Source organism: Streptomyces sp. NPDC037083 (assembly GCF_055606485.1).
Genome location: NZ_JBVJSQ010000017.1, coordinates 51,461 through 77,726, shown reverse-complemented (window position 1 = coordinate 77,726; position 26,266 = coordinate 51,461). Strand labels below are relative to the sequence as shown.

Annotated in this window: 21 protein-coding genes and 1 pseudogene; 7 read left to right on the top strand and 15 right to left on the bottom strand. The window is 68.5% G+C overall.

The features are described from left to right. Positions 1–30: 30 nt before the first annotated feature. The gene (locus ACZ7DE_RS35600; RefSeq protein ID WP_470768543.1) at positions 31–1,587 is read right to left on the bottom strand and encodes an alginate lyase family protein; all 1,557 of its coding nucleotides are present in this window, start codon (positions 1,585–1,587) and stop codon (positions 31–33) included. A 119-nt stretch (positions 1,588–1,706) separates the two neighbouring features. After that, complete coding sequence (locus tag ACZ7DE_RS35595; RefSeq protein WP_470768542.1) at positions 1,707–2,156, bottom strand: hypothetical protein; 450 nt, start codon at positions 2,154–2,156, stop codon at positions 1,707–1,709. A gap of 184 nt (positions 2,157–2,340) precedes the next feature. On the opposite strand from ACZ7DE_RS35595, the gene ACZ7DE_RS35590 reads away from it, so the two are divergent. Further along, positions 2,341–3,360, top strand: coding sequence for a GlxA family transcriptional regulator (locus ACZ7DE_RS35590; RefSeq protein WP_470768541.1), 1,020 nt, complete (start codon positions 2,341–2,343; stop codon positions 3,358–3,360). 77 nt (positions 3,361–3,437) lie between these two features. After that, a complete protein-coding gene (locus ACZ7DE_RS35585; protein WP_470768540.1) occupies positions 3,438–4,505 on the top strand; it encodes a hypothetical protein in 1,068 nt (355 codons plus the stop codon). 125 nt (positions 4,506–4,630) lie between these two features. On the opposite strand, the gene ACZ7DE_RS35580 is transcribed toward ACZ7DE_RS35585, so the two are convergent. Continuing rightward, positions 4,631–4,933: a hypothetical protein gene (locus ACZ7DE_RS35580; RefSeq protein ID WP_470768539.1), complete on the bottom strand. Its 303-nt coding sequence runs from the start codon at positions 4,931–4,933 to the stop codon at positions 4,631–4,633. 129 nt (positions 4,934–5,062) lie between these two features. Here ACZ7DE_RS35580 and ACZ7DE_RS35575 point away from each other — a divergent pair, with 129 nt between their 5' ends. Next, a complete protein-coding gene (locus ACZ7DE_RS35575) occupies positions 5,063–6,352 on the top strand; it encodes an alpha/beta fold hydrolase (protein ID WP_470768538.1) in 1,290 nt (429 codons plus the stop codon). A gap of 415 nt (positions 6,353–6,767) precedes the next feature. Then, positions 6,768–7,946 (top strand): hypothetical protein, encoded by a 1,179-nt coding sequence (locus ACZ7DE_RS35570; protein WP_470768537.1) that lies wholly within the window; start codon positions 6,768–6,770, stop codon positions 7,944–7,946. A gap of 105 nt (positions 7,947–8,051) precedes the next feature. Here the strand turns inward: ACZ7DE_RS35570 and ACZ7DE_RS35565 are convergent, their stop codons facing one another. The 9 genes from ACZ7DE_RS35565 to ACZ7DE_RS35525 all read right to left on the bottom strand — a co-directional run bounded on the left by ACZ7DE_RS35565 (position 8,052) and on the right by ACZ7DE_RS35525 (position 21,455). Then, positions 8,052–9,398, bottom strand: a complete 1,347-nt coding sequence (locus ACZ7DE_RS35565) for a DNA cytosine methyltransferase (RefSeq protein WP_470768536.1) — start codon at positions 9,396–9,398, stop codon at positions 8,052–8,054. Positions 9,399–9,407: 9 nt separating this feature from the next. Beyond that, positions 9,408–11,246, bottom strand: coding sequence for a DUF6339 family protein (locus tag ACZ7DE_RS35560; RefSeq protein ID WP_470768535.1), 1,839 nt, complete (start codon positions 11,244–11,246; stop codon positions 9,408–9,410). Then, on the bottom strand, positions 11,246–12,142 hold the full coding sequence (locus ACZ7DE_RS35555) for a hypothetical protein (protein ID WP_470768534.1): 897 nt from the start codon (positions 12,140–12,142) through the stop codon (positions 11,246–11,248). Before ACZ7DE_RS35555 ends, ACZ7DE_RS35560 begins: the two co-directional genes overlap by 1 nt. After that, the gene (locus tag ACZ7DE_RS35550; RefSeq protein WP_470768533.1) at positions 12,139–14,127 is read right to left on the bottom strand and encodes a hypothetical protein; all 1,989 of its coding nucleotides are present in this window, start codon (positions 14,125–14,127) and stop codon (positions 12,139–12,141) included. The genes ACZ7DE_RS35555 and ACZ7DE_RS35550 overlap by 4 nt, the downstream gene beginning before the upstream one ends. After that, positions 14,124–15,149, bottom strand: a complete 1,026-nt coding sequence (locus ACZ7DE_RS35545; RefSeq protein ID WP_470768532.1) for a PD-(D/E)XK motif protein — start codon at positions 15,147–15,149, stop codon at positions 14,124–14,126. Before ACZ7DE_RS35545 ends, ACZ7DE_RS35550 begins: the two co-directional genes overlap by 4 nt. Then, complete coding sequence (locus ACZ7DE_RS35540) at positions 15,146–17,695, bottom strand: Z1 domain-containing protein (protein WP_470768531.1); 2,550 nt, start codon at positions 17,693–17,695, stop codon at positions 15,146–15,148. Before ACZ7DE_RS35540 ends, ACZ7DE_RS35545 begins: the two co-directional genes overlap by 4 nt. Positions 17,696–17,809: 114 nt before the next feature. After that, the gene (locus ACZ7DE_RS35535) at positions 17,810–18,286 is read right to left on the bottom strand and encodes a very short patch repair endonuclease (RefSeq protein WP_470768654.1); all 477 of its coding nucleotides are present in this window, start codon (positions 18,284–18,286) and stop codon (positions 17,810–17,812) included. Between the two features lie 600 nt (positions 18,287–18,886). Next, positions 18,887–19,903 carry an SEC-C domain-containing protein gene (locus ACZ7DE_RS35530; RefSeq protein WP_470768530.1) on the bottom strand — a complete coding sequence of 339 codons (1,017 nt, stop codon included), beginning with the start codon at positions 19,901–19,903 and terminating at the stop codon, positions 18,887–18,889. 76 nt (positions 19,904–19,979) lie between these two features. Further along, on the bottom strand, positions 19,980–21,455 hold the full coding sequence (locus ACZ7DE_RS35525) for a glycoside hydrolase (RefSeq protein WP_470768529.1): 1,476 nt from the start codon (positions 21,453–21,455) through the stop codon (positions 19,980–19,982). 459 nt (positions 21,456–21,914) lie between these two features. Between ACZ7DE_RS35525 and ACZ7DE_RS35520 the strand changes: the two genes are divergently transcribed. Further along, positions 21,915–22,745, top strand: a complete 831-nt coding sequence (locus tag ACZ7DE_RS35520) for a class E sortase (protein WP_470768528.1) — start codon at positions 21,915–21,917, stop codon at positions 22,743–22,745. A gap of 93 nt (positions 22,746–22,838) precedes the next feature. Here the strand turns inward: ACZ7DE_RS35520 and ACZ7DE_RS35515 are convergent. The 3 genes and pseudogenes from ACZ7DE_RS35515 to ACZ7DE_RS35505 form a co-directional block, all read right to left on the bottom strand. After that, a pseudogene (locus ACZ7DE_RS35515) lies at positions 22,839–23,600 on the bottom strand (DUF817 domain-containing protein); the annotation flags it as partial. Between the two features lie 80 nt (positions 23,601–23,680). Next, entirely contained in the window at positions 23,681–24,064 is a 384-nt protein-coding gene (locus ACZ7DE_RS35510) for a GntR family transcriptional regulator (protein WP_470768527.1), read from the bottom strand. Continuing rightward, positions 24,057–24,812, bottom strand: a complete 756-nt coding sequence (locus ACZ7DE_RS35505) for a hypothetical protein (RefSeq protein ID WP_470768526.1) — start codon at positions 24,810–24,812, stop codon at positions 24,057–24,059. Before ACZ7DE_RS35505 ends, ACZ7DE_RS35510 begins: the two co-directional genes overlap by 8 nt. Positions 24,813–25,068: 256 nt before the next feature. On the opposite strand from ACZ7DE_RS35505, the gene ACZ7DE_RS35500 reads away from it, so the two are divergent. Beyond that, positions 25,069–25,335: a DUF6412 domain-containing protein gene (locus ACZ7DE_RS35500; protein ID WP_470768653.1), complete on the top strand. Its 267-nt coding sequence runs from the start codon at positions 25,069–25,071 to the stop codon at positions 25,333–25,335. 97 nt (positions 25,336–25,432) lie between these two features. After that, the gene (locus ACZ7DE_RS35495; protein ID WP_470768525.1) at positions 25,433–26,131 is read left to right on the top strand and encodes a YidC/Oxa1 family membrane protein insertase; all 699 of its coding nucleotides are present in this window, start codon (positions 25,433–25,435) and stop codon (positions 26,129–26,131) included. Positions 26,132–26,266: the final 135 nt, after the last annotated feature.

Here is a 26,266-nt window from a genome sequence, read left to right as displayed (position 1 = left end):
ATCTGCCCACCCCCGTCGGCGAGCCGCGCGTCACTCCGCCTCCGGCCTCCCCCGCCCCCGGCGCCGCAGCAGAAGCAGGCCGCCGGCCAGGGCGGTGACCCCGGTCGCGGCGGTCCAGGCGGCGAGTTCACCGGATCCGGTGGCCGCGAGATCACGATTCCCACCGGAGGCCGCCGCCGCCCCCGCGGACGACGCCCCGGCGGACGAGCCCCCACCGGCGGCCGCACCGCCCGCCCCGGCGGAGCGCGGATCGGCCCCGCCCGCGGCTCCGGACGCCCCCGACGACGAACCCGCCGCCCCCGACGACGAACCCTCAGCAGCAGCCGAGGGCACCGCAGAAGCACCGCCCGCCGAGACCTTGTCCCGCGTGAACGCCAGCGTCCCGAAGCCGAGTTGGTCGTAGCCGCCGCTGTTGGGTCCGTAGTCACCGCCGCCGCCCTCGGGCGAGGCCTTCGCGGCGGCGCGGGTGAGGTAGGGCGCGGACAGCCCCCGCCGCTTGGTGTAGTGGTTGGAGATCATCGCCCAGATCGGCCGGGTCATCGCCGGGTCGACGCCCGCCGCGCCCGAGGCGGTCTCCGTCCCCGACCAGCCCCCGATCGCCCCCTTCCTGCGGGTGTTGGCGGTGTAGGACACCTCGCCGCCGAGGCTCCACTTGGCCACGTACTGGGCGCCCTTGAGGAAACGGCTGTCGTCGTAGCCGTACAGGTCGATGCCCTGGTTCCAGGCCATTTCGCAGAAGGTGCCCATCAGGCCGACGCCGAGCAGCGCGTGCCCCTGGTCGCGGCCGGCCTCCAGCCACTCGGCGAGGCCGTCGTCGTGCACGACGGGGATGGCGTTCCTGACCGCGCCGAGCCCGGCGCCGTGTTTGAAGTACTCGACGGCCTGCTCCACCTTCGCGCCGTCGTCGCAGAAGACGCCGGTGGCGAGGACGCAGGCCATGGCGGCGAGGTCCCAGTTGGGCCAGTAGTTGGTGACGACGGCGTTGTTGTGGTGCGTGAGGAAGCCCTCGCTGAGCGGGAGGAAGACGGTCGTCAGCATCGCCCGGAAGCGTTCGAGCTCGAAACCGGGGTGGTCACGGACGAGTTCGGCGGCGTTGGCGGCCTGGTAGCCGTACAGCCCGGCCGCGAGGAACCGGTCGGCGGAGCCTGCGAGCGAAGTGAGCTTCGCGGACCAGGCGTTGAGGATCGCGACGGCGGTGTCGGCGTACGCGCTCTCCCCGCTGACGTGGAAACGCAGACCGTTCTGGTAGGCGGCGTGGATGTCGTTGTAGAGGACCGAGTAGTTCTGGGGCGATCCCGAGCCCCGGTACACGGTCGCCTGCGGGTTGGCCGTCCAGCCGCTCTGCGCGTGCCGGTTGGCGGTGAGTCTGGCGTACCCGGCCGTGTGAGGCGCGGCGCCGGCCTTCACCTTGGCGGCCATGCGGGCCAGATCGGCGCCCGTGTGCAGCAGGCCGGGGTGGGCGAAGCCGGCCGCGGTCGCCGACGGGGCAGCGGTGACGCCGACGGCGGTGGCCCCGGCGGCCACCCCCGCGGCCTTCAGCACGCTCCGGCGGCTGACGCTGATCTGTCGAGGTCGGTTCAGGTGCATGCACGGGAGACGGGCGCCGGCGCGGCCGATAACGAAAACCCGACCGCCTGCTCCGCGGCCCGGGCTCGGGCGCCCCATGCCCGGATGGCTTCCGCCCGAGTCGCTTACGCCCGGGTCGCCTACGCGCCGGTCGTCGACCCCGGCCTGACGATCATCAGGATCGTCACGGTCGCCCACAGCAGGTTGAACACCCCGGTGAACATGGCGAGTCGGACGGTCGTCTCGGGCGCGCCCCGTCCCTCGACGAGCACCTCCTGCCGCGGTAGCACGAGGACCAGAAGGACGCCCGCGGCCATCACGGTCAGCACGATCGACGCGATCAGCCAGGGGTCGCCCATGACTCCCATCGCCCCCGCGGTGGCGAACCCGAAGACTGGGACGGCGATGCCGACGACCGCGTACACCTGGCAGATGCGGTGCAGCAGCCGCACGGTCTCGGCCGCGCGCGCGTCGTCGGGCGCGGCCAGGGCCCGGCGCGCGGCGGGCGGGAACATGCTGGCGGCGACGGTCACGGGCCCGACGGCGACGATCGCGGCGAGGACGTGGACGGCGAGGAGGAACTTGGTCACGGCCCGACGCTAGAAGGCCCGTGGATCTTGCGGAAGCGGCGCGAATGCCACAGGCCAACGGATTTCCGCCAGGCCGCCGAACCTGTCACCGTGGCCCAGCAGCCACCGTCCCCCGGGCTCTGACCAGCCCGCCGGCCGCCTCACTCGGGTTGGCGGAAACCCGTCGTATGCCTAGGCTCTCGCCATGCACACCGTCGCCGTACTGGTACTGGACGGGGTCGTCCCGTTCGATCTGTCCGCCCCGATCGACGCCTTCGGCTGGGCGCGGCTGCCCGACGGCCGTCAGGCGTACCGGGTGCGGGTCTGCTCGCCGTCCGCCTCCGGGGAGGTGAGCGCGGGGGCGTTCACCGTGCGCGCGCCGTACGGGCTGGAGGCCCTGGCCGATGCGGACACGATCATCCTGCCGGGCGTCGGTAACCCGCCGCGGGAGCTGCCGCCCGGAGTCGCCGAGGCGTTGCGCGACGCGGCGGCGAACGGCACCCGCATCGCCTCCGTGTGCGTCGGCGCGTTCCTGTTCGCCGCCACGGGCCTGCTGGACGGACTGCGCGCCACCACGCACTGGTTCGCGGCACGGGAGCTGGCCGAGCGCTATCCGAAGGTGGAGGTGGACCCGAACGTCCTCTACGTCGACCACGGCCAGTTCCTCACCTCGGCGGGCGCGGCGGCGGCCCTGGACATGTGCCTGCACATGATCCGCAAGGACTACGGCTCGGCGATCGCCGCGCAGGCGGCCCGGATGTCGGTGATGCCGCTCGAACGGGAGGGCGGTCAGGCCCAGTTCATCGTCCACGACCTGTCGCCCGCCCCGGCCGGCGCCACCCTCGAACCCCTGCTGGTCTGGCTGGAGGACAACTGCGGCAGCGACCTGACGCTGGACCGGATCGCCGAACGCGCCGGCATGAGCACCCGCACCCTCAACCGCCGCTTCCGCGAGCAGACCGGCACGACGCCGCTGCGCTGGCTGCACCGGGCGCGGGTGCGACGCGCGCAGTACCTGCTGGAGGCGACGGCACATCCGGTGGAACGGATCGCCGCCCAGGCGGGTTTCGGCTCCCCGACGGCCTTCAGGGAGTGCTTCCGCAAGGTCGTCGGCACGAGCCCGCAGGGCTATCGGCGTGCGTTCCGCTCGAAGACGGGCGCCGGCCTCCCGGGCGACGGGAGCACGCCGGTCGGCGCCGAAGTCCGCGAGATGAAGGTCGTATAAGGTGATCGGCCGGACGTGACGAGGTGACGACGCGACGTCATCGTCAACAACGACGGCAGGGCAGGGATCCGAACCGTATGTTCCGCACTCTTCGCGAGTTCGCAGAGATCGGCGCCAGGGCCGCCGACCCGCGCCCGGACCAGATCCAGGACCGCGTCATCGACCGGCTCCAGTCCGGCCGTACGGTCGTCGGACTGGCGGCTACGGGATGGATGCTGGCGTCCTACCCGCTCGCCGAGGGACGCGCGGAGTTCGCCCTGGGCAAGCTGGTGGACCTGGTGGTCGGCTTCGTGGTCCTCTGCGTGGCCGGCCTGATCGCCGTGACGGTGTTCATCGCCGCCGCCCGCCCCCACCTGCGCCGTGTCTACCTCCGACGCCTCAAGGCGCCGGGGGAGACCCTGCTCGCCCTGCTGTTCGGCTCGACCATGGCGGGCGGCGGCGGCACCCTGCTGGCAGGACTGCTGCAGGGGGAGATCATCCCGTGGAGCGACATCCACTCCGCCGGCATCCTCGCCACGCTGGTCGTGGGCATCCCGTTCGTCCTCCTGGTCCTCCCCATGCTGGCCGTCCTGGTGCTCATGGGGGCCTTCTCGGTTCTCAGCTCCGTCTGGTACTCGTTCAACTCCTGCTTCCGCCTCGGAGACGTCCACGAGTCGCTGCCCGCGCTGGTCTCCCCGGTACTGGTGTGGTCCCTGTTCGTCCTGAGCTGCCTCGACGGCCCCGACGTGGCCGCCCCGCCGCTCGTCCTCTACCCGTTCCTGCTGGGCGGCCCCCTGTCGGTGACGGCCCTGTCGGTATGGGAGATACGACGACTGGACCGCCGGCACGGCGTGACGTTCAGGTCCGCCCTGGGCAGGGAGCCGGAGCCGGGGCTGGAACCGGAGCCGGGGCCGGAACCCGAGTGGGAGCCGGTGCCGGTGCCTGGGGCCGGGCATGGACACGGGCCTGCGCATGGGCATGGGCATGTGCCTGGGCCGCAATGGGGCCCGGAGCCGGCGTGGGCCCCGACGCCCTCGGTATCGGGCCGGTCGCCCCTGCCCGTGCCCGGCTACGGCACACAGCCCCCGCCGTACGCCGAGCCCGCACCGACCGGGACGCCCCCCTCGCCCTACCCCGCGCCCCCGTACCCGCCGCACTCCTCGTGAGGCGAACGGCCGCCACCCGCGGGCCTGCCCGAGCCGGCTGCCCGTCCGCCTGCCGGTCCTCCTGTCCGCCCGCCGCCTGTGGACAGCCGCTGTGGACCCCGGTCGGCGGGGGCCGGCGCGGCGCCTCAGGAACGCCGGTCGGCGACCGCCCATGAGGCCAGCGCGACGGCCCCCGCCACACCGAAGACCGACGGCCAGGCGCCCACCTTCTTGGCCAGCGGATGCGACCCCGCGAACGCGGCGACGTATGCGGCGCTCAGCGCCCCCGCGGCTTTCCCGCCGGCCTGCCGTCGCCACTGCTGCGCGGCCGCGGCCCCCGCGACGGCGAGGACGACCCCGCCCAGCGGCCGCTGCCTCGTCCACCGGGCCACGCCGTACCCGCCGACCAGCCCGCCCGCGGCGATCACCGCACTGGGAACCTTCGCCATGTCTGCCTCCTCCTGGATCTCGTCAGCCGCTACGAGGCTAACGCGCCCGATTTGCGGGCGGCGGCCCCGGGGAAGAGGAGAGCCTGGGCGGCACGACGGCCCACCCGACACCAGGACGGACGACCCGAGTTGCCCACACTCACCACCTCAGACGGCACCACCCTCGCCTACCGCGACGAGAACCCGCCCCACCCCTCGGCGGCGCCCCCCGTCCTGCTTCTGCACGGCCTCGCGGGCCACCTCGGCGAGTGGGACGACCTGACCCCTCGTCTCCTCGCCGACGGCCACCGCGTGGTGCGGTACGACGCCCGAGGCCACGGCGGGAGCGCCCGCACCCCGCCGGACATGACCAGAGCGGCGGCCGTCCGGGACGCCGTCGCGCTGATGGACGCGCTCTCCCTGCCCCCGGCGATCCTCCTGGGCCAGTCCCTGGGCGGCCTGACGGCCCTGCTGACGGCGGCCGCCCACCCCTCCCGCGTCACCGCCCTGATCCTGGTGGAGGCGGGGCCGGCGGGCCGCAGCCCGCAACTCCCCGGGCAGACAGGGACGTGGCTGGACAGCCGGCCCACCCCGTTCACCAGCTTCGACGAGGCCGCCGCCTTCCTCGGCCACGAGGCATGGGCGCGAGGCCTGGACTGGCGGGAGGACGGCAGCGGCCACGCCCGGGTGGACCGCGACACGATGGTCGCGGCGGTGGCCGAACTCGCCACGGAGGACTACTGGGAGCAGTGGTCCCGGGTGACCTGCCCCACCCTGGTGATCCGGGGCGAGCGCGGGACGATGCCGGCGGAGGAGGCGACGGAGATGGCGGCCCGGGTCCACCGCGCGGCCGGCACCCGGTTCACGGTCGTCGCGGACGCGGCCCACGACGTCCACCTGGACCGCCCGCAGGCCCTGCACGAAGCGGTGAAGGCCTTCCTGCGCGACACCGGTGCCGGAGCCGGTGCCGATGCCGAACCCCCGGAACACCGGCGATTCACGGAGCACTTGCGCGCCCTGGCGTCGGCCCCACCGGCCGAGGAGACGGCGCTGATCCGCCGCGTCCTCGCCGACGAGGACCGCCAAATGGCCCGCTCGGCGGTGATCAGGCACCTGGACCGAAGGGCGCCGGCACTGCACCGCGCCGCAGACGAAGAAGCCTGGCGGACCTGGGCGGAAGCGATGGAAGAGGCCGTGCAGGAGGACCCCTTCCTGACCACCCGCCTCAAGGAATGGACCTTGCTCCACACCCTCACCACCCCGCCCCGCCCAGGCACCCCGGCGACTCCCGCCGATGCGGCCGCCCTAACCGCCGCCTCGGACTGGCTGCAACGCAAACTCGCCGAGACCCCGGACACCCCCGCACCCGTACTCGCCTTCCTGGCCGACCACGCCCGAACGAAGAGGGTCCGCGCGGCCGCGGCAAAACACACAACCTGACTCCATCCTGGCGAGCACATTGGCCAACTCCGCCCGACGCGGCGGAGCTCGCCGGGCTCCTGGCCACGCTCGTCCACGACAGCGGGCTCTGGCACGGCAATGGTGTCGTGGACCGCCCTGGCCTTGGCCCGCGCGGTGTCCTGGTGAAGACGTAAGGAGTGATCGGACACCTTTGAGACAGTATGGGAGCGCCGTCCCGCAGGACGAATAGGGGATCCACCGACAGAAAGGCCACGGTGTCGCTGTGCGTGGCCGAGGCGAAGTGCATCAGACACGGTCATCGGCGCCCCTTGATCTGGCAGGGATGGCCCTGCATCAGGGCGACATAGCCATTGCTCGCTGCGCTACCAAAGTGGCGGGCGGGTGATCGTCCATTGAGGCGGTTCGTTGAAGCACGGAACAGCCCGTTCACCAGGTGGGGTTCACAAGCGAGAGGTTTGCGGTCAAAGCCCTGCAGGAACGGCCCAGTTGCGACAAACAGCGCGGAATTTCGATCATGGCGCGCGGAAAGCTCGTGCAGGAGCCCTCTTGGTTCGAAGCCAACACTGGCCAGCAATATGCTCTGGCCTATCTCATTGGCGAACTTGTTGCCGATTTTGTTGACGAAGAAGAGGATACGGTCGGAACGGCACGTAACTCCCTCGTATGGGAAGCCGGAAGTAACGCTGCTCTGTTGGAGTGGGGCAAACGGCAGGTCAATAGGGTGTCCCGCGACTGGTCACAGAAGCGACGCTACGACAACCTTCGTCAGCTCGAGGACGCCCCGATCTATCAAGAATTTGTTAAAGCAACCGAAGGATCCGAGCACAAGAGGGCGCGTCGTGTCGTCGACAGGCTCATCCAAGCGGCAGTCGGAAATAATTTGGTCGGACGGGACGAAGAGGCGCAAAATATCCTGAAATCGTGTATTGATTTTTTGGAGTTCGATGCCTTCTGGGAGATAGCCGAGGAAGTCGGTGAGGCCGAGTTGAAGGACCCGGCGCAGCTGATCGCGCTGTTTCGGGAATGGGAGATCGTGGAAGCAAAGGAGATGGCAAAAGTTACGAGAGGGCGGATTGCCACGATCGAGAAACTAGAAAAGATGATTGCGAACAATGCTCTCGAAGTGCCAGACCTCCATAACTTCTTCAAGGAGTTTCCCTGGGCTCTTGATCCGAGGTGGCATCTGGTCGCGGACGAGATTCGATACAGCCAGCTACTGCGCGAGCATTTTCCGGAGGCCGAGGCGCCGGAGACGGACAGGAGGATCGATTTCCTCTGTGTCGCAGAGGGAGACACGCTGGTGGTCGTCGAAATAAAGCGACCTCATTCTGTCGCGAGACGCAAAGAGTTGGAACAGATCCGGGAGTACATCGTTTACCTCCGTGGGCTCGTGCGGCGATCCACTGATGATGCGTATCGACCGAGCCATGTCATTGGCTATCTCTTCTGTGGGTCGATCAGCGATGACCCGATGGTGGCTGAAGAAATGGAGATGCTCCGTGCGACCCAAGTCTATGTCCGCCAGTATTCGGACCTTCTCGGCATGGTCAAAAAGAGCCATGGAGAGTTTCTGGAGCGATACGAAGACCTGAAGCGGGTACCACGAGCATAGCCGGCAGCCACCCGGAATCCGGAGCTGGAGGGCATTCCCTTCCGGCTCCGATGAACCCCAGCCGGTTCCTGACTCGAGTAAATCCGGCGAAATGTTCGAATCGGATCAGTCCCGCAAATAGGCGTGAATTGCCGCCGCAATGGCCTTTCCCAGGGAAATCGGTACGGCATTTCCGATCTGGGTGGCGATCTCTGTCTTCGTGCCACACCATCGAAAGTCCACGGGGAAGCCTTGGATGCGAGCCGCCTCGAAGTGTGTGATGGGGCGATCCTCTGACGGGTGAAGGTAGCGACCCTTCTCGGGCTTGAAGAATTCCGTGCGGATGGTAACCGATGGTTCGCCGAGGCGGAGCCTGCCCATGACGTCGCCGGTTCCGGAGTTGTGCTTGTCCCAACTGTCGGTCGAGAGGTATTCGACAGCAGTCCTCACGCCGGGCGGATTCTTTGTATTGAAATACTTGAATTCGCCAAATTCATCCTGGGTGTACCACCGGTTACTGAGGTGCTTGCGGTTTCCGCCGGCAGGGATGGCGCCATATCGGGCAAGGGAGAGGGGCTCCGGATTCCGGCCGAAGTGAAGATTTTCGGTGCTGAAGATACCGGGAAGCTCGGTGTTCAACTCGGGCACGAATTTCTTTATGCCTGGAAGGTCTCCCAGGGTGCGCTTGGAGGACTCGCGGAAGATGTCATCCACGGTCTCCCAGTATGAAATCCCGGCGTCGACACCGTCGATCGGCCGACTTGCTGGAGCGGATCCATTTTTCGGCCGACGGAAGTGCGACTTTGCTGGATACATCATCGTGCGGCCGTTTTCGACATCGCGCCGAACCCCGATGACGATGGCTCTGCGGCGTGCCTGTGCGGCCCCATAGTCGGCAGCGTTGAGGAGATAGCGCTTGTTCTTCTCCTCCTCCGAGTCGGTCGGCTCATGCCCGGGGGGATCGACAAGTCGGTACTCGGCGAGCTTGCCGCCCTCCTTCACCTCGTTGAGGAGGTTCCGAAATTCGTCCGATTTGAGGAAGCGGTCCACATTTTCGATGACGAAGACCTTTGGGCGGATTTCCGCCACGATGCGAACGTACTCTTCCCACAAGCGGTTGCGTTCGGTGCCCTTTTTTGCGCGGTTCAGGGCCGAGAAGCCCTGGCATGGAGGCCCGCCGACGACGACGTCCGCGTGGAGCGCATCCGGAGTCGGCTCCCAGGCCTCGATGTCTCCGACATGCACACGAGCCGCCGGCACCCTCCTGTCCTTGCGAAGCTCCCCGAAGTTCACCGCGTACGTGGCCGCCGCGGCACGGTTGTGTTCGACGGCTGCGATGCTGTGGAAGAGGGGCCCTGCACCCTGCTTCCCGGCGGGGCGGTACTCGTGGAACCCCTGGGTGAAACCCCCGCAGCCGCTGAAGAGATCGACGACGGTGATGGGTTCGGGGGTGACGGAATGGGGCGTGAGCATAGGGGGATCTTAGCTTCGGAGTGCGGTTGCGAGGGCCTGGCCGACGGCGGTTGCCAGCGGAGGCGGCATCGCGTGGCCCACTTGACGATACCTGGAGGTCTTGCCGCCGAAGAGCTTCCAATGATCGGGGAAGGCCTGGATCGTCGCCGCCTGTTCGACGGTCAGCTTGGGGGATTCATTCACGGGGAAGTCGACCCCCGGCGGCTCGTCCCCGATGCTGTTGCCGTTGACTCCGAGCGCGGCCCACGCCTTCTTGCTGCCCGTCGGGCCGAGGTCGGCTCCACCTCTGCGGTCGGAGCCACCGACGAGGGCAGGGGCGACCCGGTCGGCGTTCTTGATCCAACGTGCGGCACCGGGCCAACCCCCAGCAGACATGGAAGTGCCGAGGGCCTCTCCCACTGAGGGCGGTGGTTCGTCATTCGGTAGAGGCCACGAGAACCGCCCGAAATACGGCTCTCGTAGAGCGACCAGAAAACCGCTCTTCCGGTTTTGAGGGACACCGAAGTCCGCGGCGTTGAGGATCTTCCAACTGGTGCGGTAGCCGGTCTGGTACAGCTCGTGGTCGATCCATGCTCGATCGGCGGAAAACTCCGGGCCGTCGACGAGATCCGGGACGTTTTCCAAGAGAACGGCCTTCGGTGCCATGACGCATGCCAGGCTGATGGCGGCGCGCAGGACCCGGCGTTCTTCCGTGTCTTCCGCCCGCCCGACCGTCGCCGACGACTTTACGCGTGGCAGTCCACCACTGATGAGATCGAGGTCAGTGGCGTCGGGGCGCATGTGCGGGCTGAATTGGGCTACGTCCATGCACACGACGTCCCAAGCCGGTCGGTTGAGGTCGATCGAGAAACAGGCGTCCGCCTTGCTGTCGATGAGCAGTACCGGGTCGAATCCGGCGCGTTCGAGGCCGAGGGCCTGTCCTCCCGCTCCCGCACAGATCTCCATGGACCTGAATCGTCGAATTTCGGGGGAAGTCGGAGTTTTTCTCCGGGAGAGCGGCGATCCCTCGTTCCGGGAGACAGGTATGGGAGTGGGCTCGACTGAGTCTGCGGAAGCCGCCGGCTCTGGACCGACTCGGATTGCATCCGAGGCGGATGCGGAGCGCTGGGCGTACACCGACTCCTGGGCGACGGCACGCAACTCGCCGTCGAGAGCGTGTCCCTCGATTCCGTCGAACAGCACGAACGGCGCGAGGCGGAGCAGTCGTTTGAGGAAGTCGCGGAGGGTTTCGCGCTCGTTCAGACCGGTCAGGTCGAGTTTTTTCCAGACGCGCAGGATCGCCCTCACCAAGTGAGGACTTCCGCCCAGTGCGGCGCGGCGCGCGTAAATCTGGTCGAACGCAGCCTCACCGAGGATCTCGAGGGCGCGGTACGGCTCCGTCTCCTCGGGCGCTCGTACGAGCTGTGCCCGCCACCAGAGACGACCGAACACGTGCCGGGTGAGGTCGGTGCCGAGGACTCGGTCCTTGGGGGGTTGCGGGTAGCGCCAGAAGGCGACATCAGGAAGAACGACGAGAGCCAGGAAGGCCCAGACGTCCCGGGAAGCGGCTTCGGCGGGCACCATGCCCATCTCTGCGTGCAGCAGCGCGGCCAGTCGAAGGTCGAACTCGGCATTGCGCGCGCGGTCGGACTCGTCGGGGAAACCGGCACGCTTCGCAAGCTCCAGCACGCCTTCGCGCAGTTCACGGAGCTGACCGGAAGGGACTCGGTCTCCGCCCGTGGCCACGTACACCGCAGAGTCGTGCGTGAGGGCGACGCGTCGGGACAGTTCGGCCGGCGTGAGGTGCCGGTACTCCTCGAAGAGGGGTCGCGCCTGTTCGCCGAGAAGTCGAGGGTAGAGAAAACTCATCATGACACCTCGAAGATCTTGACGGCGGCCTGCAGATCCGACGAGAACAGGGCCGGTGACTGCCGGTGGCGGAGGCGTATGTCGGTGATCGATTGTCCTGGGAAGAGCTGGTCGAACAAACTCAGCAGGGTGGCGCCCAGCGAACCGTCGGGGAAGTCCGCGTCCTCGACGAATTCTTCATGTGCCAGCGCGTGCTCGACCATGACCCGGGCGGCATCCGCGTACACCGCCGACAGAACGATCCGATCCACGGGGCGAGGCTTGCCCGCGTTCTGAAATGCCGTGGCGGTCACCGTGTTCTGCTCGTTGACGAGGAGCAGGAGGGCACCCATGGTGGCGGTCTCCAGGCCTCCACTGATTTGCAGATGCCAGGCGGCATCCTCCGGGAACGACGTTCGGGCGAAGTCGATCACGGCCATGGGGAACTGTGGAGCGTCGCCCTGCAGACGAAGGGCCTCACGATCGCTCCACAGCACGGATCCCGCTCGCCTTGGGGAGGAAGGCCGGGCGTCGCTGATGCGCTCGGCGAGCACGAGTGCGGTGTCCAGGAGCAACAGGCCGCCGAGGTCGGCACCACGCAACCGGACATCGACTTCGACTGCCCTCGTACCGGCCTCGGACAGGCGCACATGTTTGGCGGGGCCGCTGAGGTTGGAGCCGGTGGCAGTCCAGACCACCGAGAGCATGAGTGCGGCGTGCGCCGGCAATCCCGTTTGTTGCCGGACCCGGTCCAGATCGACACGGAGAGATCTACGTACGTGCACGTCCATTTGGTAGTCCCAGTCGGGCAGGGCCTCGGGCAGGGCCACCTCGCCGTCCTCGACCACCAGGCGCCAGGGGCCCGGTGCCACGACGTCCTCGGTCGGGGCGCGGTAGGGAAGAACGCGTCGCGTCACGAAGCCCTCACCGCCTCGACCTTGATGCCGATCTCGGTCATGGTGTCCGGGGCAGGCCGTACCACGGCACGCCAGACGGACTCGCCGCCTTCGACCACCTGTGGATCTGAGGTGTGCAGCCGTCCGGTGGCGTCCTTCCAACCGATCAGTACGGGCATGCTCGCCCCGATCGGAGGATCGGTCTCTCGCCCGCCGGTGCCGGGCAGCGTGACCGCAAGGTCGATGCGAACGCGCTGAGGCCCGGGCACAGGCAGTCGGAACTCCTGGACCAGCACGGAGGTGTCTCCGCTGTCGTCGTAATAGGGGTCGCCGACGTACTGCACTCGGGGACGACGACGTGGAGCGTCGAGGCCACTGTCCGATGTTCCTGCGGCCGGCCGGTAGTCGTGGCCGAAGCTCTCGGTGGGGTGTGTGCCGCCGAGGTCCGTCCGGTCCGCGAGCCCTGCGAGGGGACGTCGAGCGCCGGCAGCCTCGTGCGTTGCGGTGTCCTCGGCATCGGACGACCTGGACGCACTCGTAAGGGTGCTGCCCGGTTTGGAGTAGGCGGTGGCTCCGCCGATGCCCCAGGCTCCCCCGACCAATCCCGAAAAAAGCGAACTGGCCGCTCCCAGCGTGACATTGCTGGCGCCGGGGCGAGCGGTGCCGCTCAGGGAGAGCAACTGCTCCAAGCTTTCGCTGATGCGCCGGAACGTCGTCTGTACGTAGGTGCTTTCGGGTCTGTCGAGGGAGTGCGGGTTCCAGGCGTCATGAGTCGGTGGCTCGGCCTTGGCGTACACCTCGTCCATGGCTTCGTCGGCCCTGAACACCCCGGCATAGCCTTGGTTTGCGCTCGGCGGCCTGGGTCCGGCGTGATACGTGACGACCAATTCCGCAGGGCGCATCAGGCAGACGTGATGGATCAGGTCCTCGATGTCCAGCATGCGGGAGGCCCGCGTGGGCTCCAGCGAGGGCATGATGCGCTTCACGAGGCCGAGACGTCCGAGGTGTTTCTTGGGCTTATGACACTCCAGGTCGCTGCCGGTCGGACCGGCCATGGCCTCGTATGCCGCGACGAACATGTTGAGAGGCCGCAGGGTGCGCGGATCGGGTACGGGTTGCTGGACTCCGTCGTAGGCGACGGAGAACCGCATGGCAGGTGGGTTGTCCTCGGTGGAGATCATTTTGGGCCACAGGTGCCAGGCGATGGTGTCGCCCAGATAGTCGGCCGCCTCCGCAGGTTCGAGGTCGTCCAGGTTCGGATCCACGACGACGACCGTCGTTCCGGTCTCGTCCGGCCCGAACGCCTTGAGGCCGAGGCGTTGTGCCACGGCCTCTGCCTCCGCGTCCACCAGTGGCTCGACCACTTTTCCCGACGTGTCGCCCCACCAGTGTCTACCGGTGTAGCGACGGCCGCCGTCGGATTCCGCCGCAACGTGGCTCTTCCAGAGGGTGCAGCCGATGAGACGTGTCTCGTGTCCGCCCGCAGCGGTTCGGCAGCGGGAATGGACGATGACGGTCCCGGGCCTGGACAACAGGTAGAAAATGCCTTTGCCGAAGCCGTAGGTGCCGCCGCCCAGCGCCGTATCGCGTGGTTCGCCGATGTTGCGTATGAAGGAGACGAAGTCACGGTCGGGGCCCACAGCATTGTCCGCTCGTGTCGGGCCGCCCAGCCCCCGGGTGCCACGATCGGATACGGACAGAACTCGGACCGGGCCCCGCTTGAGCGTATCGCGAAGGGGAAAGTGCTCGGTGTTGTTCGGGGCCCCCGCCAGCAGGAGCTCTCGCCATGCACCGGCGTGGGCCGGTCCGACGGTCCACATGTCGATGCGGTAGTCCACCGGCGCCGAGGACCGCTCGAGCCGGGCATCCCAACTGTTCTGGGCCGACTCCCGAACCAGGATGGTGAGCAGATCCAGCTCGGGCCGGCCGAGCTGATTGCGAATGCCCTCGGCGGCGCTCGCACCTTCCGGAGGGTAGGGCTGGGAGTACCAGCGGGGTTCCGTCACGCGGACTCCTGGATCATGCGGTCGATGGTCCGGGACACCGCGTCGGGCGTCATGGGGACCGGCGCCCCACCGGACAGGTCGATGGTGTACTCGACGTCGAGAACGGAAATCGGTACGCCTGCCGCGACGAGTGCCCGGCCGGTCAACGACGGGAAGTCCGCGGTGACCTCGTACCATCGCTCCTCATCGACGGCGAAGCGCACAGCGCGATACCGCTCGGCATCGACGGATCGGTAACCGGCTTGGGCGAGAAGTTCGAGGAGGGTGCTTTCGTCATCACAGGATCGAAGCGTCCGTTCGAGCAAATCCAGGAAGCCGATCCCCGAACTGCCGCCGATGGTGCGGTGCAGGCGGAACCAGGCCAGGCAGAGAGTCCCGCCCTCCGGGGCATCGAGTTGGTCGAGCCCGTGAACGCGCGGCCTTCGACCTTCTCCTTTCGCGCTCGTCTTGACCTCGACAGCGAGTTTGCCGGTGGTGAAGTCGTGGTGGTGACCTTCCGGGCCGTGCCAGAGACGATGCGCACTGGAGTCGGACTGCAGGAGTCGGTCGAGTACCAGCAGTTCCCCGAAAAGGCCCGCGAGCTGTTCGGGACCCAGCGCGGCTCCCTGCGGTTGGAACAGGGCCTTCCAGCGGTCGAGGACCCGATAGAGCGCCTTGACAGAGTTGTTCGGCAGCTCCTCTGTCGCATCCAATATGTCCGCACACAACTCTGTGAACAGGTCGTTCAGGTCCGTGCGCAAGCAGGCGAGATCGGCGTACATCTGGTACGTCTCTTCGTCTTCCAGGGGGCGCTTACGCAAGTGGAGGACGGGACCGTCGAGGCCGGAACGAATCTTCACATGAGAGTGCACAGGCACGAGCACGTGGCGGAATCCGTCGTGATCCACCGCTGCCACCAAGGCACCTTGCTCAGTCACCACCGGAAGCTGTGAGACGCGGAGACGACGCTCGCCACTGGTCGGCGCGGCTTCGAGTGCGGCCCAGTGCTCCTCGACAACGTCACGGAAGTCGTCGTCGCTCATGCGTCGTCACCCTCGAGGAGGCTGAGGTCCTCGTCCTCCAATCGCACACCCGACAGGTCCGCCGAGATGTACTTCTCCACCGTACTGTCCCCTTGTTGCGGTTCCGGAAAGACGAGTCCGACGCCGATCACGTCTTCCTCCGCGTTCAGAGGGGCACGCAGCTTCTTCCCCGGGCCGGGCTCGGACGTCTTGTCGATCGGATACAGAACCAGCAGGCCTGTGTCCGGAAACTGGACACGACGTTCGTCGATGATGCCCTTCTCGGTGAGCCTCGCCGTGTCTCCCGCCAGGTCCACGGCGGCATCACGGCGGCTCATGAGAGTCTTGATGTCGGCGAAGTCCGGATCGGGGTTGGTCGTGGCAACGCGGCTACGGAGGTTGCGCCCGACGGATATACCGGGCGCAAACTCGAACGGCTCTCCCGCGGAGCTTCCGACGATCGCGATGTTCCAACGCCGGAGCGAGCCGGCTGCGACGCGCTTCCGGACATAGCCGCTGATCAGGTCCGCATCGTTCTCGGGTGACTTCTCGTGGAACTTGTAGGAGGCCAGGAAGTCGGTCACGACGTCGTACGGCACGTCACGGAAGATGTACCGGCTCTCTGACGAGCGGTTCTCGACTCTGACGGCGTTCGAGAGTGCCGCAGTGACCAACTCACGTGCAGCGGCGGCGTTTCCACGAAGCCAGTCGGCGTTCGTGTGGAAGTAGTGGGTCTGAACCCGCTTGCCTCCGTAGGAGGAGGCAGCCGTGACGGCTCCGCGCATTTTGGCGGCTGCGGTCACACGCAGAGCAGGATGCGTGCGCAGGCGGACGGCGAAGGTGAGGGGCGTCTCGGACTCGGTTATGTAGATGTCGATGTCGCGACGCATCTCGGTCTCGACCGTGGCCAGGTGCCGGAACCACTCGGCCAGTTCGTCGGTCATCCAGATGCGGGGCAGGTCGGCGTAGCCGTTCCGGAAGCCGAACCAACGACCCATCTGCAGCAGAGTGTCGTATGCGGAGACGGCACGCACGAAATAGCTGACCGACAGGCCTTCGAGGGTGAGCCCGCGCGAGAGCGTGTTGCCTCCCACGGCGATCGCCACGACTGGACCGTTCTCGTAGTCGAGACGAGCCTCGCTACTGGAGTTGTCCATGACGATGCGGCAGCTCCGGAGAACCCCGGGCAGTTCGCCGACCAGATCGTCGAACGGCACCTTCGTCTCACCGAAATCCTCGGCTGCGACACGTGCGGTCTCCTGATCCCAGAGCTCACGCAACCGCACGAGGAAGGAAGCGTCGGCGAGCGACCGTCCGGCCCGGCTCAGCAGATGTCTCAGCGGCGCCTCGAAGCTGTTGTGCACGGAGGTGTTGACGCTTGTGTGGATCAGCATCGTGTTGTGCGGATTGCCGGTACGACGCACACGGCGAGCGGCTGTCACGAGCCAGAAGTACTCGACGGCTCTGCGGAGTGTGTCGGTGATGACGGGCTCGAAGCCTTCGACATCCGCCTTTGTCTCGGGGCGCACGCACGGTACGTCGTCCTCGGGCACGGATCGGATCATGTCGTGGCCGTCGTCGACCTGGCCGGGATCCTCGCCGTCGAGCGCATAACGCCCGAACAGCACCTCGGTACCGAAGTGTCCTTCCGGCTTGGGAAGGTTGACGACGAAGTCCCGCGGATAGAGGTCCTCGGCGCTCGGATCGATCAACAGGTTGGCGAACGGCGACGCCGTGTATCCCACGTACGCGGAACGCGGCAGGCTCTTCATCATGCTCAGGATCAGCGGATTGATGGACTTCGTCGCAACAGTGGCCTGGTCCGCCTCGTCATCAATGATCAGCGCCGGGCAGTCCTTCAGGTAGTCCGCCGCCTTGTCCAACCACACGGCCAGCTTGCGCAGTACGGTCGCGTTCTTCTTCACCACGCACAGAACATGCGTCTTGTTGCTCTTCCCGAAGTACGAGGCCGGATTCGCCGTCGGGGTGAAGTCCTTTTCAAGGTCGGTGAGTTGGGACCACAAGGAGGGGTTGGGTTCCACGAGCTGCTGAACCAGACGCGCCTGTGTCTGGCGGCGAAGGCCGTTGTGGATGCCCGCGAGGACAATGAACAGCTTGTAGCCGCGGTCTGCGGCCTTGGCCATGACCGACGTGAAGTTGGTCGTCTTGCCCGACTGGACGTAGCCGACCACGAGACCCCGGGTGGAGAACGCTCTTTCCTTCGGGTGGTTCAGCAGCGAGACGACTCGGGTGGAGGATTCGTCGAGGTTCCGGATGGCGGTGTCCTTGGGCCACCCATCCTTGAGCAGTAGGTCCTCGATCGCGGGCCAGCACTTGTCCTTGGGCTGTGGGCCTGTGTACCAGGTGTCGCGGTTGCCCAGAACGACGGCGTGCGGCTCTTCGAGCTCCTTGATGCGTATCGTCTGCTGTTCGTGACGATCACGGATCTGCTGGATGGCCTCGAAGGGGACGCCCATCTGCTCCAGCCGCTTCACGGCCTCTGATGGCGTGAAGGCGTCCAAGAGCGCCTTGAACGTCTCATACATGACATCGGATTCGCCGGTCACAGGACTGGACCGCCCCCGCTCTCGTTCGTCACGCCGACCGACCGTGGAGCCCTGCCGGCACGGCAGGCCACCTTGAGGCGCAGGTCGGCAACCCATTTGCGCAACCCCTACACATTATTGGTCGAGGGGGTTGTTGATAAGCGGAACAGAGTCACGACTGGTTGTCGGGCCCGCCACTCCCGATGAGTCGGCCTTGGGACCGGCCTCCGTGCGGGGTGGCCGCTTGGCCGCCAGCGTGGCGACGATGCGGTCGGCAACGTCTGCAGGCGACTCGTGTTCCCAGAAGCGCAGCACGGTCCACCCCTGGGCGGTCAGGTGCTCAGTCGTTTCAATATCGCGCGCCATGTTCTTGTCCAGCTTGGCTCGCCACCACTCCGCGTTCGCCTTGGGGTGCGTTGCGTGTTCGGGGCAGCCGTGCCAGAAGCAACCGTCCAGAAAGATCGCGATCCTGGCTTTGCCGAAGACGATGTCCATGGTTCGGCGGGGCATACCGGGCACGGGCACGTTGACCCGGTAGCGAAGACCCGAGCCGTGAAGCAGACGTCGCACAGCGACCTCTGGGGCCGTATCGCGGGAGCCTTGGCGGCTCATTCGGGCGGAGACGGAGGCGGAGGACGGAATTGCACCGGACACGGAAGTATTCTGCCGGCGCGCTTGAGGCACTGCGCGGGTCCTGACCCCAGGAGCCGCCTCGCCCGTCCCGACTCGCGGCTGGACGAACGCGACAAACCCGTCTCATCCATCGAAGCTGGGTTGTCCCGCACGTCGGGCGCTCGATGAGGATCAGCTCTCCTCCCTTCCCGGCAAGGTCGTAGTAACCGGCCCGGCCCCAGGCCAAGGTGCCGCCGAAGCCAGGTCCTCACCCAGTCCAAGTGATCACCACCGACACCCGCGCGGAAGGCGACCGTCGGCGTCCCGACGTCGCCGGCGAGGCGAGTGGGCCCGGCTTGCCGCTGAGCTTCGGGAGACGTACGGGCACATCCACCGCTTGGCCAACAACGCGTGCGTCATCCTCGGGCTCGGCTCGGGAGGTGCGTCCGGAGGATTTCGGGAGGGGCACGCGGTGGGCGACCGGTCCTCCTTCATCGCAGGAGCCGAGATCCCGGTCGCCGGAGTCATCAGCGCGCACGGCGGCCGCACAGGGTGTTAAAGAAGCGGGGCTATGTCGGATCGCGGTGAAGGGCCGACCTGCTACGCCCCCACCCCGTGGCACCCTTCATAAACCCGCCCCGACCCGCACCAGCACCCCGCCCCCCGCTCCGGTGGCCACCCCACCGCTCGTCCCCGGGCTGCCAGGGTCGTCGCGTACTGCGGGAGCAGGTCCGCGTCGGCCGGGGAGGCGCCCTCCGAGGCTGCGAAGGCCTCGTAGGAGGGGACCGTGCCGGTCACGATGCCGAGGTTGGCGGTCCCGGACGCCGCCAGTTCCCTCAGCGACGCCTCTATCGTCGCGAGGTGCTCCTCGTGCGAGGGGTACTCCGCCTCGAGCGTCGGGTACGCGGCGAGCAGCTCTGCCAGTTCGCCCGTCGGCCAGTGCAGGACCGCCACCGGGAACGGGCGGGACAGGGCCTCGCGGTAGGCGCCCAGTTCCGCGCGGAGGCGGGAGATCTCCGCCTCCAGTTCCGCCGGGTTGTCCGAGCCCAGGGACCAGACCCGCTTGGGGTCGTGGAGTTCGTCCAGGGAGACGGGGGAGGAGTGGAGGGTGTCCGCCAGGACGTCCCAGTCGTCGTGGGCCGCTCCGAGCATCCTGCGGACGCGGTGGCGGCCGAACAGGAGCGAGTGGGAGGCGTGCGGGGGCTCCGGGGCGTCCGCCAGGAGCAGGGTCACGCCCTCCGTGAACGTCTTCTGCGCCGCTTCGAGCTCGTCGTGGGACTCCAGTGACTCCGCGACGATCACCCAGGGGGCCGGGTCGCGCGGGGCCGCGGCGCGGATGCCGTCGATGATGGCTCGCGCCTCGGCCTCGTGACCGTACTCCCACAGGTTGGAGGCCTTGAGGGCACGGATCAGGTGGGGGTTCTCCAGGCTGTCCGAAGACGACAGGAGGCGGTCGTACAGGGTCGTCGCGGCGGGGCGGTCGCCGGCCAGTTCCAGGTGGGCCGCGGCCTGCAGCAGCAGGGCCTCCGCGTCCTCGGGATACAGGCCGGCGGTCCGCTCCAGGCGTGCCGCTTCTGCAGTGTGGTCGACGTTCTCGGCAGGCGTGTCGGGGCGCATGCACGACACCGTACTGCCCGGCGATGACAAAAAGGAGATAGCTGCAGGCCAGGGGCCGGCCTCTGGCTCGCGCTCCTCAGATCGTCACCCCGTCCACCTGGAGTGTCTGCACCGCGCCCGCCGCGAACGGCACGCTGATCGTCCTGCCGCTCAGGTAGGTGTCCGAGCGGGGTGTGTAGAGGTCGCCGGAGCCGTTCGTCACGGTGTTCCAGCGGGGGACCAGACCGGACGTCCCACCCGTCACCGTGGTGAAGCGGGACAGGTCGAAGGTCAGGGTCTGGGCCGAGGAGGAGGTGTTGGCGGCCACGATCACCAGGCGTCCGGCCGTCCTGTCGATCGCCGCCGCGGCGTAGCTCACACCCGTGTCGAGGATCGTCATGCCGGGGCGGATGTGACGGCTGAACTGGGCCATCACGTAGTACTTCGTGGTGACCGCGCCCGCCGCCAGCGTGTTCGGGTCGTAGGCGATCATCGCCCAGCCCGACGACGGGTCCATGACCTGCCAGTAGACCCACGCCGTCGGGTGCAGCCAGCGGAAGTCGTAGAGCAGGTTGCTCGCCATGGTCAGACCGGTGCCGTCCTTGTCGCCGGTCTCGGAGTTCCACAGCGCCTTGCGGGCGGTCGTCACCACGTCCGTGTACAGCAGGTCCCTGCGGCCGCCCGAGCCCTGGTAGCCGTGGACGTTGACCCGGTTCACATACCCCTTCGTCGTCGACGTGAAGGAGTTCCAGGTGGTCCGGGCGAGGTCGTAGTTCGTCTCGTCCGACGCCGAGATCTTCGTCGCCGTCAGCCCGCGCTTGTCCAACTCGCTGCGCATGTGGGGGAGTACGGCCGACTGGACGGCAGCGTCCATGTGACAGCCCTCCTGTGTGCCGGTCGCCGTCCACCAGGACGACGACGGCTCGTTGAAGGGGTCGACCGTCGCGAAGTTCACGCCCCAGTTCGACTTCGCGTAGAGCGCGACCGCCGCAAGGTGGGAGGCGTGCTGGCGGTAGTTCCAGGACTGGAGGTTGTTGCCGCCGTCCGAGGCACCGGAGGGGTTGTGGTTCAGGCACATCCACCACATGGGGGAGTTGGCGAACAGCTCCGTCGTCGCGCCCCGCGAGACCGCCTTCTGCAGCATCGCCCGCTGGTTGGCGTCCGCGGTCCAGTCCCAGGCGGATGACGTGGGGTCCTCGTTGTTCCAGTCCTGCCAGTAGCCCTCGATCTGCTTGAAGCCGGGGATGTTGGGGGAGACCGCCATCGAGGCGCCGCCCACCGTGTTCCAGCTGCATGCGCCCAGGTTGTAGCGGGCGATGTTGAGGCCGAGGCCGGGAAGCGTCCTGCCGTTGTAGGAAACCGACTTGGTCGTGAAGAAGATGTCGGCGAAGTCCTCCCGGGCGCCGAAGACGTTCGCCCACCAGGCCAGGGAGGTGCCCCAGCCCTCCCATGTGCCGTACGTCGTGGAGGGGTTGACGGCGATCGTCGCGTCGGCCCGCGCGGTGCCCGTCGTGAGGGCGCCGGTGAGGAGCGCGCCGCCGGTGGCCGCGAGCAGTGTCCTGCGTCGGATCATGGCTTCTCCACTTCATGTTCATGACAGCGAACGGCGGCCGGTCGTCCCGAGCGGCGTCGTCGGATGCGTCAGCACATCGAGCTCTGGGGCGGTGCGGAGCGGGGCGGGCCGCGGCGCGGGTCAACTGGGCATTGGGACATCGGTTCTTCGGCGGTGCGGTGATGCGGCGGTGCGGTCGGGCAGTGGTGCGGTGGTGCGGTTCGGGCGGCAGTGCCTCAGTGCCTGAATGCAGCAGTGCCCCAGTGCCCCCAGTGCAGCCCTGCCCCAGTGGCCGAGTGCCACGGTGCGGCAGTGCGTGAGTGCGTGAGTGCGTGAGTGCGTCACGAAGCATCGGGCGCGGTCCGTGGTGTTGTCGAGAGTTCTGACAGCCCTTTCTCAAACCTGTGGAGGAAGGAGGCGGACGGGTTCGGGGAGGCGAACGGTCTTCAGACCTCGTCCCCCGCCGCCTATCGTGCCCGCGTGCGGATTCCCCTCGTACAGCACAGCACCCGGCGGCGGCGCGCCCGGTACCGGCGGGTGCTCTGGACCGGCGCCGAACTGCTCGTCACCGCCGGGGTGTTGGTGCTGCTCCTCGTCGTGCACCAGCTGTGGTGGACCAACCGGGAGGCCAAGGACGGCGCCGAGCGCAGGGTGGAGGCGCTGGAGCGGGAGTGGGGGATCGCCGACGGCGAGGGCGGCGCCAGGGACGGCGGCTCCGGTCCCGACTCCGGCTCGGACTCGGACCGCGGGGCAGGCGCGGACGCGGGCTCCGGCGACGGTTCTCAGGGCGGCGGCGGTGCGGCCGCGGGGTCCGGCGGAGGCGCGGGGCAGGGGCCGTCCGCGGAATCGCCGCGGGCCTCACAGGCCTACGCCGTGCTGCGCATCCCGCGCCTCGGCCTCCGGGTCCCCGTCGCCGAGGGCACGAGCAAGCGCGACGTCCTCAACAAGGGGTACGCCGGCCACTACGCGGGCAGTCAGCAGCCGGGCCAGGCCGGCAACTTCGCGGTCGCCGGGCATCGCAACACCCACGGCGAGCCCTTCCGGTACCTGAACCGTCTGCGGAAGGGCGACAAGGTGGAGGTGGCGACCCGGAACGCGACCTACACCTACGTCGTCGACGGGATCCTCCCGCAGACCTCACCGCGCGACGCGGGCGTCATCCGGCCCGTGCCCCGGTCCCTCACCCGGCCCGCCTACGGCTACGACACCCCCGGCCGATACCTCACCCTCACCACCTGCACGCCCGAGTACACCTCCCGGTACCGACTGGTCGTGTGGGGCAAGCTGGCCGCGGCCCTTCCTCGCGGATAGGGCTCCGTCGCGTCGACGGGCCCCGCAGATGACGAACGTGACGCTGATCAGAAGGGCCCAGGAGACCCACTTGGACACCGGGACCGGTTCCCAGCCGTGGAGCTGGGACGGGTAGGCCCAGGCCCCGAGGTAGGTGGCGACGTTCTCGGCCAGCCAGAGGAAGAAGCCGATCAGCGCGAAGGCGAGCGCCAGCGGCATGCGGTGGCGCAGTCTCCCGACCGTGAAGTGGACCCACGTCCCCGCCGTCGCGGCGAGCAGCAGGGCGCCGAGGGGCAGGCGCAGGTCGGGCAGCCAGTGGTGGCTCAGGAAGTTGACGTACAGGCCGACGGCGGTCGCTGCGGTGACGCGGGCGCGGTAGCCGGTCAGGGACAGGTCGAGCAGACGCCAGGACCGGCAGACGTAGCTGCCGACGGCCGCGTACATGAACCCGCCGTACAGCGGGACCCCGGCGATCCTGGTCAGCCCGGACTCGGGGTAGCTCCACGACCCCACCCGCACCTTGACCAGCTCGAAGGCGAGCCCGAGGACATGGCAGGCGGCAACGACGGCGACCTCCCGCCGGGTCTCCCAGCCGAGCAGGTAGCCCACCGCGGTGAGCAGCACGCCGTAGACGAGCAGGAGGTCGTAGCGGGCCACCGGGAGGGACGGCGCCAGCTTGGAGGCCGCCATGCCGCCGAACAACGCGACCGCGAACGCGCAGCACCGCGCCTGCACCCAGGCGAAGCGCGTCAGCTGCCGGACGACGACGGCGAGAGCGCGGCCGACGACGGCAAGAGCGCGGCCGACGACGGCAAGAGCGCGGGCGACGGCTGCCGCGGCACGGTGTGTGATCCCGCGCTGGATGTGCGTGTGCATGGTCAGGAAGAGCCGCCGAACATGGTCGGCGGTTGCGGTCCGTCCCGCGGTTTCCGGCCGGGGGTGCGGCGGGCCGGCGTCTACGTCCCCTCCTCCAGGGCCTCCCGGACGGCGGTCAGGACGGCCTCGGTGTCGGCGCCCAGGGCACGGGCGGAGGCGGTGAAGTCGCGTGCCAGCATGGCCAGTCGACCGGGGTCGGGGTGGGCGGGTTCGGCAGGGGGCGCCGCCACCCGGGTGCCCGCGCCGCGACGGGTGCGGATGAGCTCGGCGGCCTCCAGCTCGCGGTAGGCGCGGGCCACGGTGCCCGGCGCCAGGCCCAGGTCGGCGGCGAGCTGGCGTACGGTCGGCAGCCGTTCGCCCTCGGTCAGCCGGCCGGTGACGATCAGGGCGGCGAGCTGGGCGCGGATCTGCTCGAACGGCGGCACCTGGCTGGTGGTGTCCACGCGGACGGCCGGTTCACTCATCGCCGACGGCCCGGGGCACGACGATGGTGAACAGGCACCATCCCAGGGAGAACAGGGTCACCAGGCTCAGCGGGTAGATCACCAGCGCGGTGATGTTGCCCAGCATGCCGGCGCAGGTCGTGCGGGACAGCACCCTGCCGATCATCCCGAGGACGATCAGCAGCTGGCTGGAGACCAGGAGCCCCCAGGCGGCGGTGATCGCCCACGAGCGGTCGTGGCGCTGCTGGTTGTCGCCGGGGCGGTGGGCGATGCGGCGCAGGGCCCAGACGCAGGCGGCGGTGCCGACGGCGAGGGAGGCCAGGAGGGGGGTGGCGTAGTAGAGCCCGGGCCAGGGCCCCAGGGGTCTGGTCACGCTCCGGCAGGTGACGGTGATCGCCCGGCCCGTGCGCCCGGCGGCGTCGGGGGAGGCGACGAACGTGCCGATCGCCAGGAGGACGAGGAGGCACGCCGTCTGGAAGAGCAGCAGCGGGGCCATCCGGGGCGGCACGTGGTCGCGGACGCGGCGCGGCGCGAGGCCGGCGGTGCGGACCGCCTCCTGGGGCGCCGGGGTGAGGGAGTCCCCGAGCAGGACGCCGCCGACCGCGCACAGACCGAACGCGGTGATCGCGCTGAGGAAGCGCATGGCGAGGTCGTCACTGTCCCAGGCCCCCAGCCGTTGGGCGACCACGGCGCCCAGTGCCAGCCCGGCCCAGCGGGCGCAGAGGTCGGCGCGGGCCAGCAGGCGTTCTGGCGAGACGGTGTCGAGCATTTCTGGTCCCCCGGCGAGTGCTTGTATCAAGCGGTGAGTACAAGAGGTGAGTACAAGATGCCGTGGGCGGGATCTTGTGTCAAACACTTGATACAAGCTGCTCCGGGCTGCCGAAGTGAGGTATAAACCGTGAGGTACACGCCGCGAGGCGTACGTGAGGCACAACCGAGTACCGACGACGTACGAAGGGGGAGTGGGAAGCGTGTTCCGTGACCGGTTCGGCTCGCGTTCCGCGCCGCTCCTCCTGCTGCTCGTCATGGACGTCCTCCTTCTGGACGCCGGCGGCCTCTCGGCCGTCTCGGCCGCCGTCGCGCTCGCCGCGACCGCCGCGGCCGGTTCCGCGCTCGCCGTCTGCACTCTCGTCGCCGCGCGCAGCGCCCCCGCCGTGCCGCCCACCCGGGTGCGTACGGCCATCAGGGACCGGGCCCGCCGTACGGCCTTCCTGCCGCAGCGCGATCCCGACGCCTCCGGCCGGCCCCGCCCCAGGGCCCCCGGCCACGCCCTCCCGACGACCGTCGCGTAGGGCGCACACACCGCTTGATCCCTGTGACCCCGCGCGGGTCGTCATGCCGCATTCCTGAACTGCCGGCACGACGAGACCCACGGAGGGCTCCTCACCCATGTCCGTTTTCGCCAGCCTGGTCGAGCACCTCGCCGACCTGCTCCAGCCCCTGTTCGGCACGGCCGCTGCGGCCGCCGCCATCGTCCTGTTCACCGCACTCGTGCGACTCCTCGTCCACCCCCTGTCCCGCGCGGCCGCCCGTGGGCAGAAGGCCCGCACGGCCCTGCAGCCGAAGATCGCCGAGCTGCGGAAGAAGCACGCCGCGAACCCCGAGAAGCTCCAGCGGGCGGTACTGGAACTGCACGCCGAGGAGAAGGTCTCGCCGCTCTCCGGCTGCCTGCCCAGCCTGCTCCAGCTCCCCGCGTTCTTCGTGCTCTACCACGTCTTCTCCAGCTCTTCGATCGGCGGCGCGGCCAACGGGCTGCTCGGCCACCGGCTGTTCGCCGCGCCCCTCGGTGACCGCTGGACGGACGCGCTGGCCGGGGACGGGGTGTTCGGCGGGGCTGGGCTGGTCTATCTCGGGCTGTTCGCCCTCGTGGCCGCCGTCGCCTCCTTCAACTACCGGCGCACCAAGCGGATGCCGCTGCCCGAGACCGGCGGGCAGGACGTCCCCGGAGCCGCCGCCCTCACCAGGGTCATGCCGTTCATGTCCTTCTTCACCCTGGTCACCGTGGCCGTCGTACCGCTGGCCGCCGCGCTCTACGTGATCACCTCCACGACCTGGAGCGCGGTCGAACGAGCGGTCCTGTACCGCTGAGGGTCGGGCGCGGGTGAGAGGCCGGGCCTGGTGACGGTCCAGTACGTGAACCAGGTATTGCGGAGTGGACGCCCAGTCTGGAGGATCGACCAGTCATCCGATGGCTGCACCCGTCGGCGGACGCCCAGCGATCCG

Bases quoted from the DNA above. Each gene is read 5' to 3' on its own strand.
- ACZ7DE_RS35600 (WP_470768543.1), bottom strand. From the start codon at position 1,587: ATGCACCTGAACCGACCTCGACAGATCAGCGTCAGCCGCCGGAGCGTG.
- ACZ7DE_RS35590 (WP_470768541.1), top strand. From the start codon at position 2,341: ATGCACACCGTCGCCGTACTGGTACTGGACGGGGTCGTCCCGTTCGAT.
- ACZ7DE_RS35585 (WP_470768540.1), top strand. From the start codon at position 3,438: ATGTTCCGCACTCTTCGCGAGTTCGCAGAGATCGGCGCCAGGGCCGCC.
- ACZ7DE_RS35580 (WP_470768539.1), bottom strand. From the start codon at position 4,933: ATGGCGAAGGTTCCCAGTGCGGTGATCGCCGCGGGCGGGCTGGTCGGC.
- ACZ7DE_RS35565 (WP_470768536.1), bottom strand. From the start codon at position 9,398: ATGCTCACGCCCCATTCCGTCACCCCCGAACCCATCACCGTCGTCGAT.
- ACZ7DE_RS35560 (WP_470768535.1), bottom strand. From the start codon at position 11,246: ATGAGTTTTCTCTACCCTCGACTTCTCGGCGAACAGGCGCGACCCCTC.
- ACZ7DE_RS35545 (WP_470768532.1), bottom strand. From the start codon at position 15,149: ATGAGCGACGACGACTTCCGTGACGTTGTCGAGGAGCACTGGGCCGCA.
- ACZ7DE_RS35535 (WP_470768654.1), bottom strand. From the start codon at position 18,286: ATGAGCCGCCAAGGCTCCCGCGATACGGCCCCAGAGGTCGCTGTGCGA.
- ACZ7DE_RS35530 (WP_470768530.1), bottom strand. From the start codon at position 19,903: ATGCGCCCCGACACGCCTGCCGAGAACGTCGACCACACTGCAGAAGCG.
- ACZ7DE_RS35525 (WP_470768529.1), bottom strand. From the start codon at position 21,455: ATGATCCGACGCAGGACACTGCTCGCGGCCACCGGCGGCGCGCTCCTC.
- ACZ7DE_RS35510 (WP_470768527.1), bottom strand. From the start codon at position 24,064: ATGAGTGAACCGGCCGTCCGCGTGGACACCACCAGCCAGGTGCCGCCG.
- ACZ7DE_RS35505 (WP_470768526.1), bottom strand. From the start codon at position 24,812: ATGCTCGACACCGTCTCGCCAGAACGCCTGCTGGCCCGCGCCGACCTC.
- ACZ7DE_RS35500 (WP_470768653.1), top strand. From the start codon at position 25,069: ATGGACGTCCTCCTTCTGGACGCCGGCGGCCTCTCGGCCGTCTCGGCC.
- ACZ7DE_RS35495 (WP_470768525.1), top strand. From the start codon at position 25,433: ATGTCCGTTTTCGCCAGCCTGGTCGAGCACCTCGCCGACCTGCTCCAG.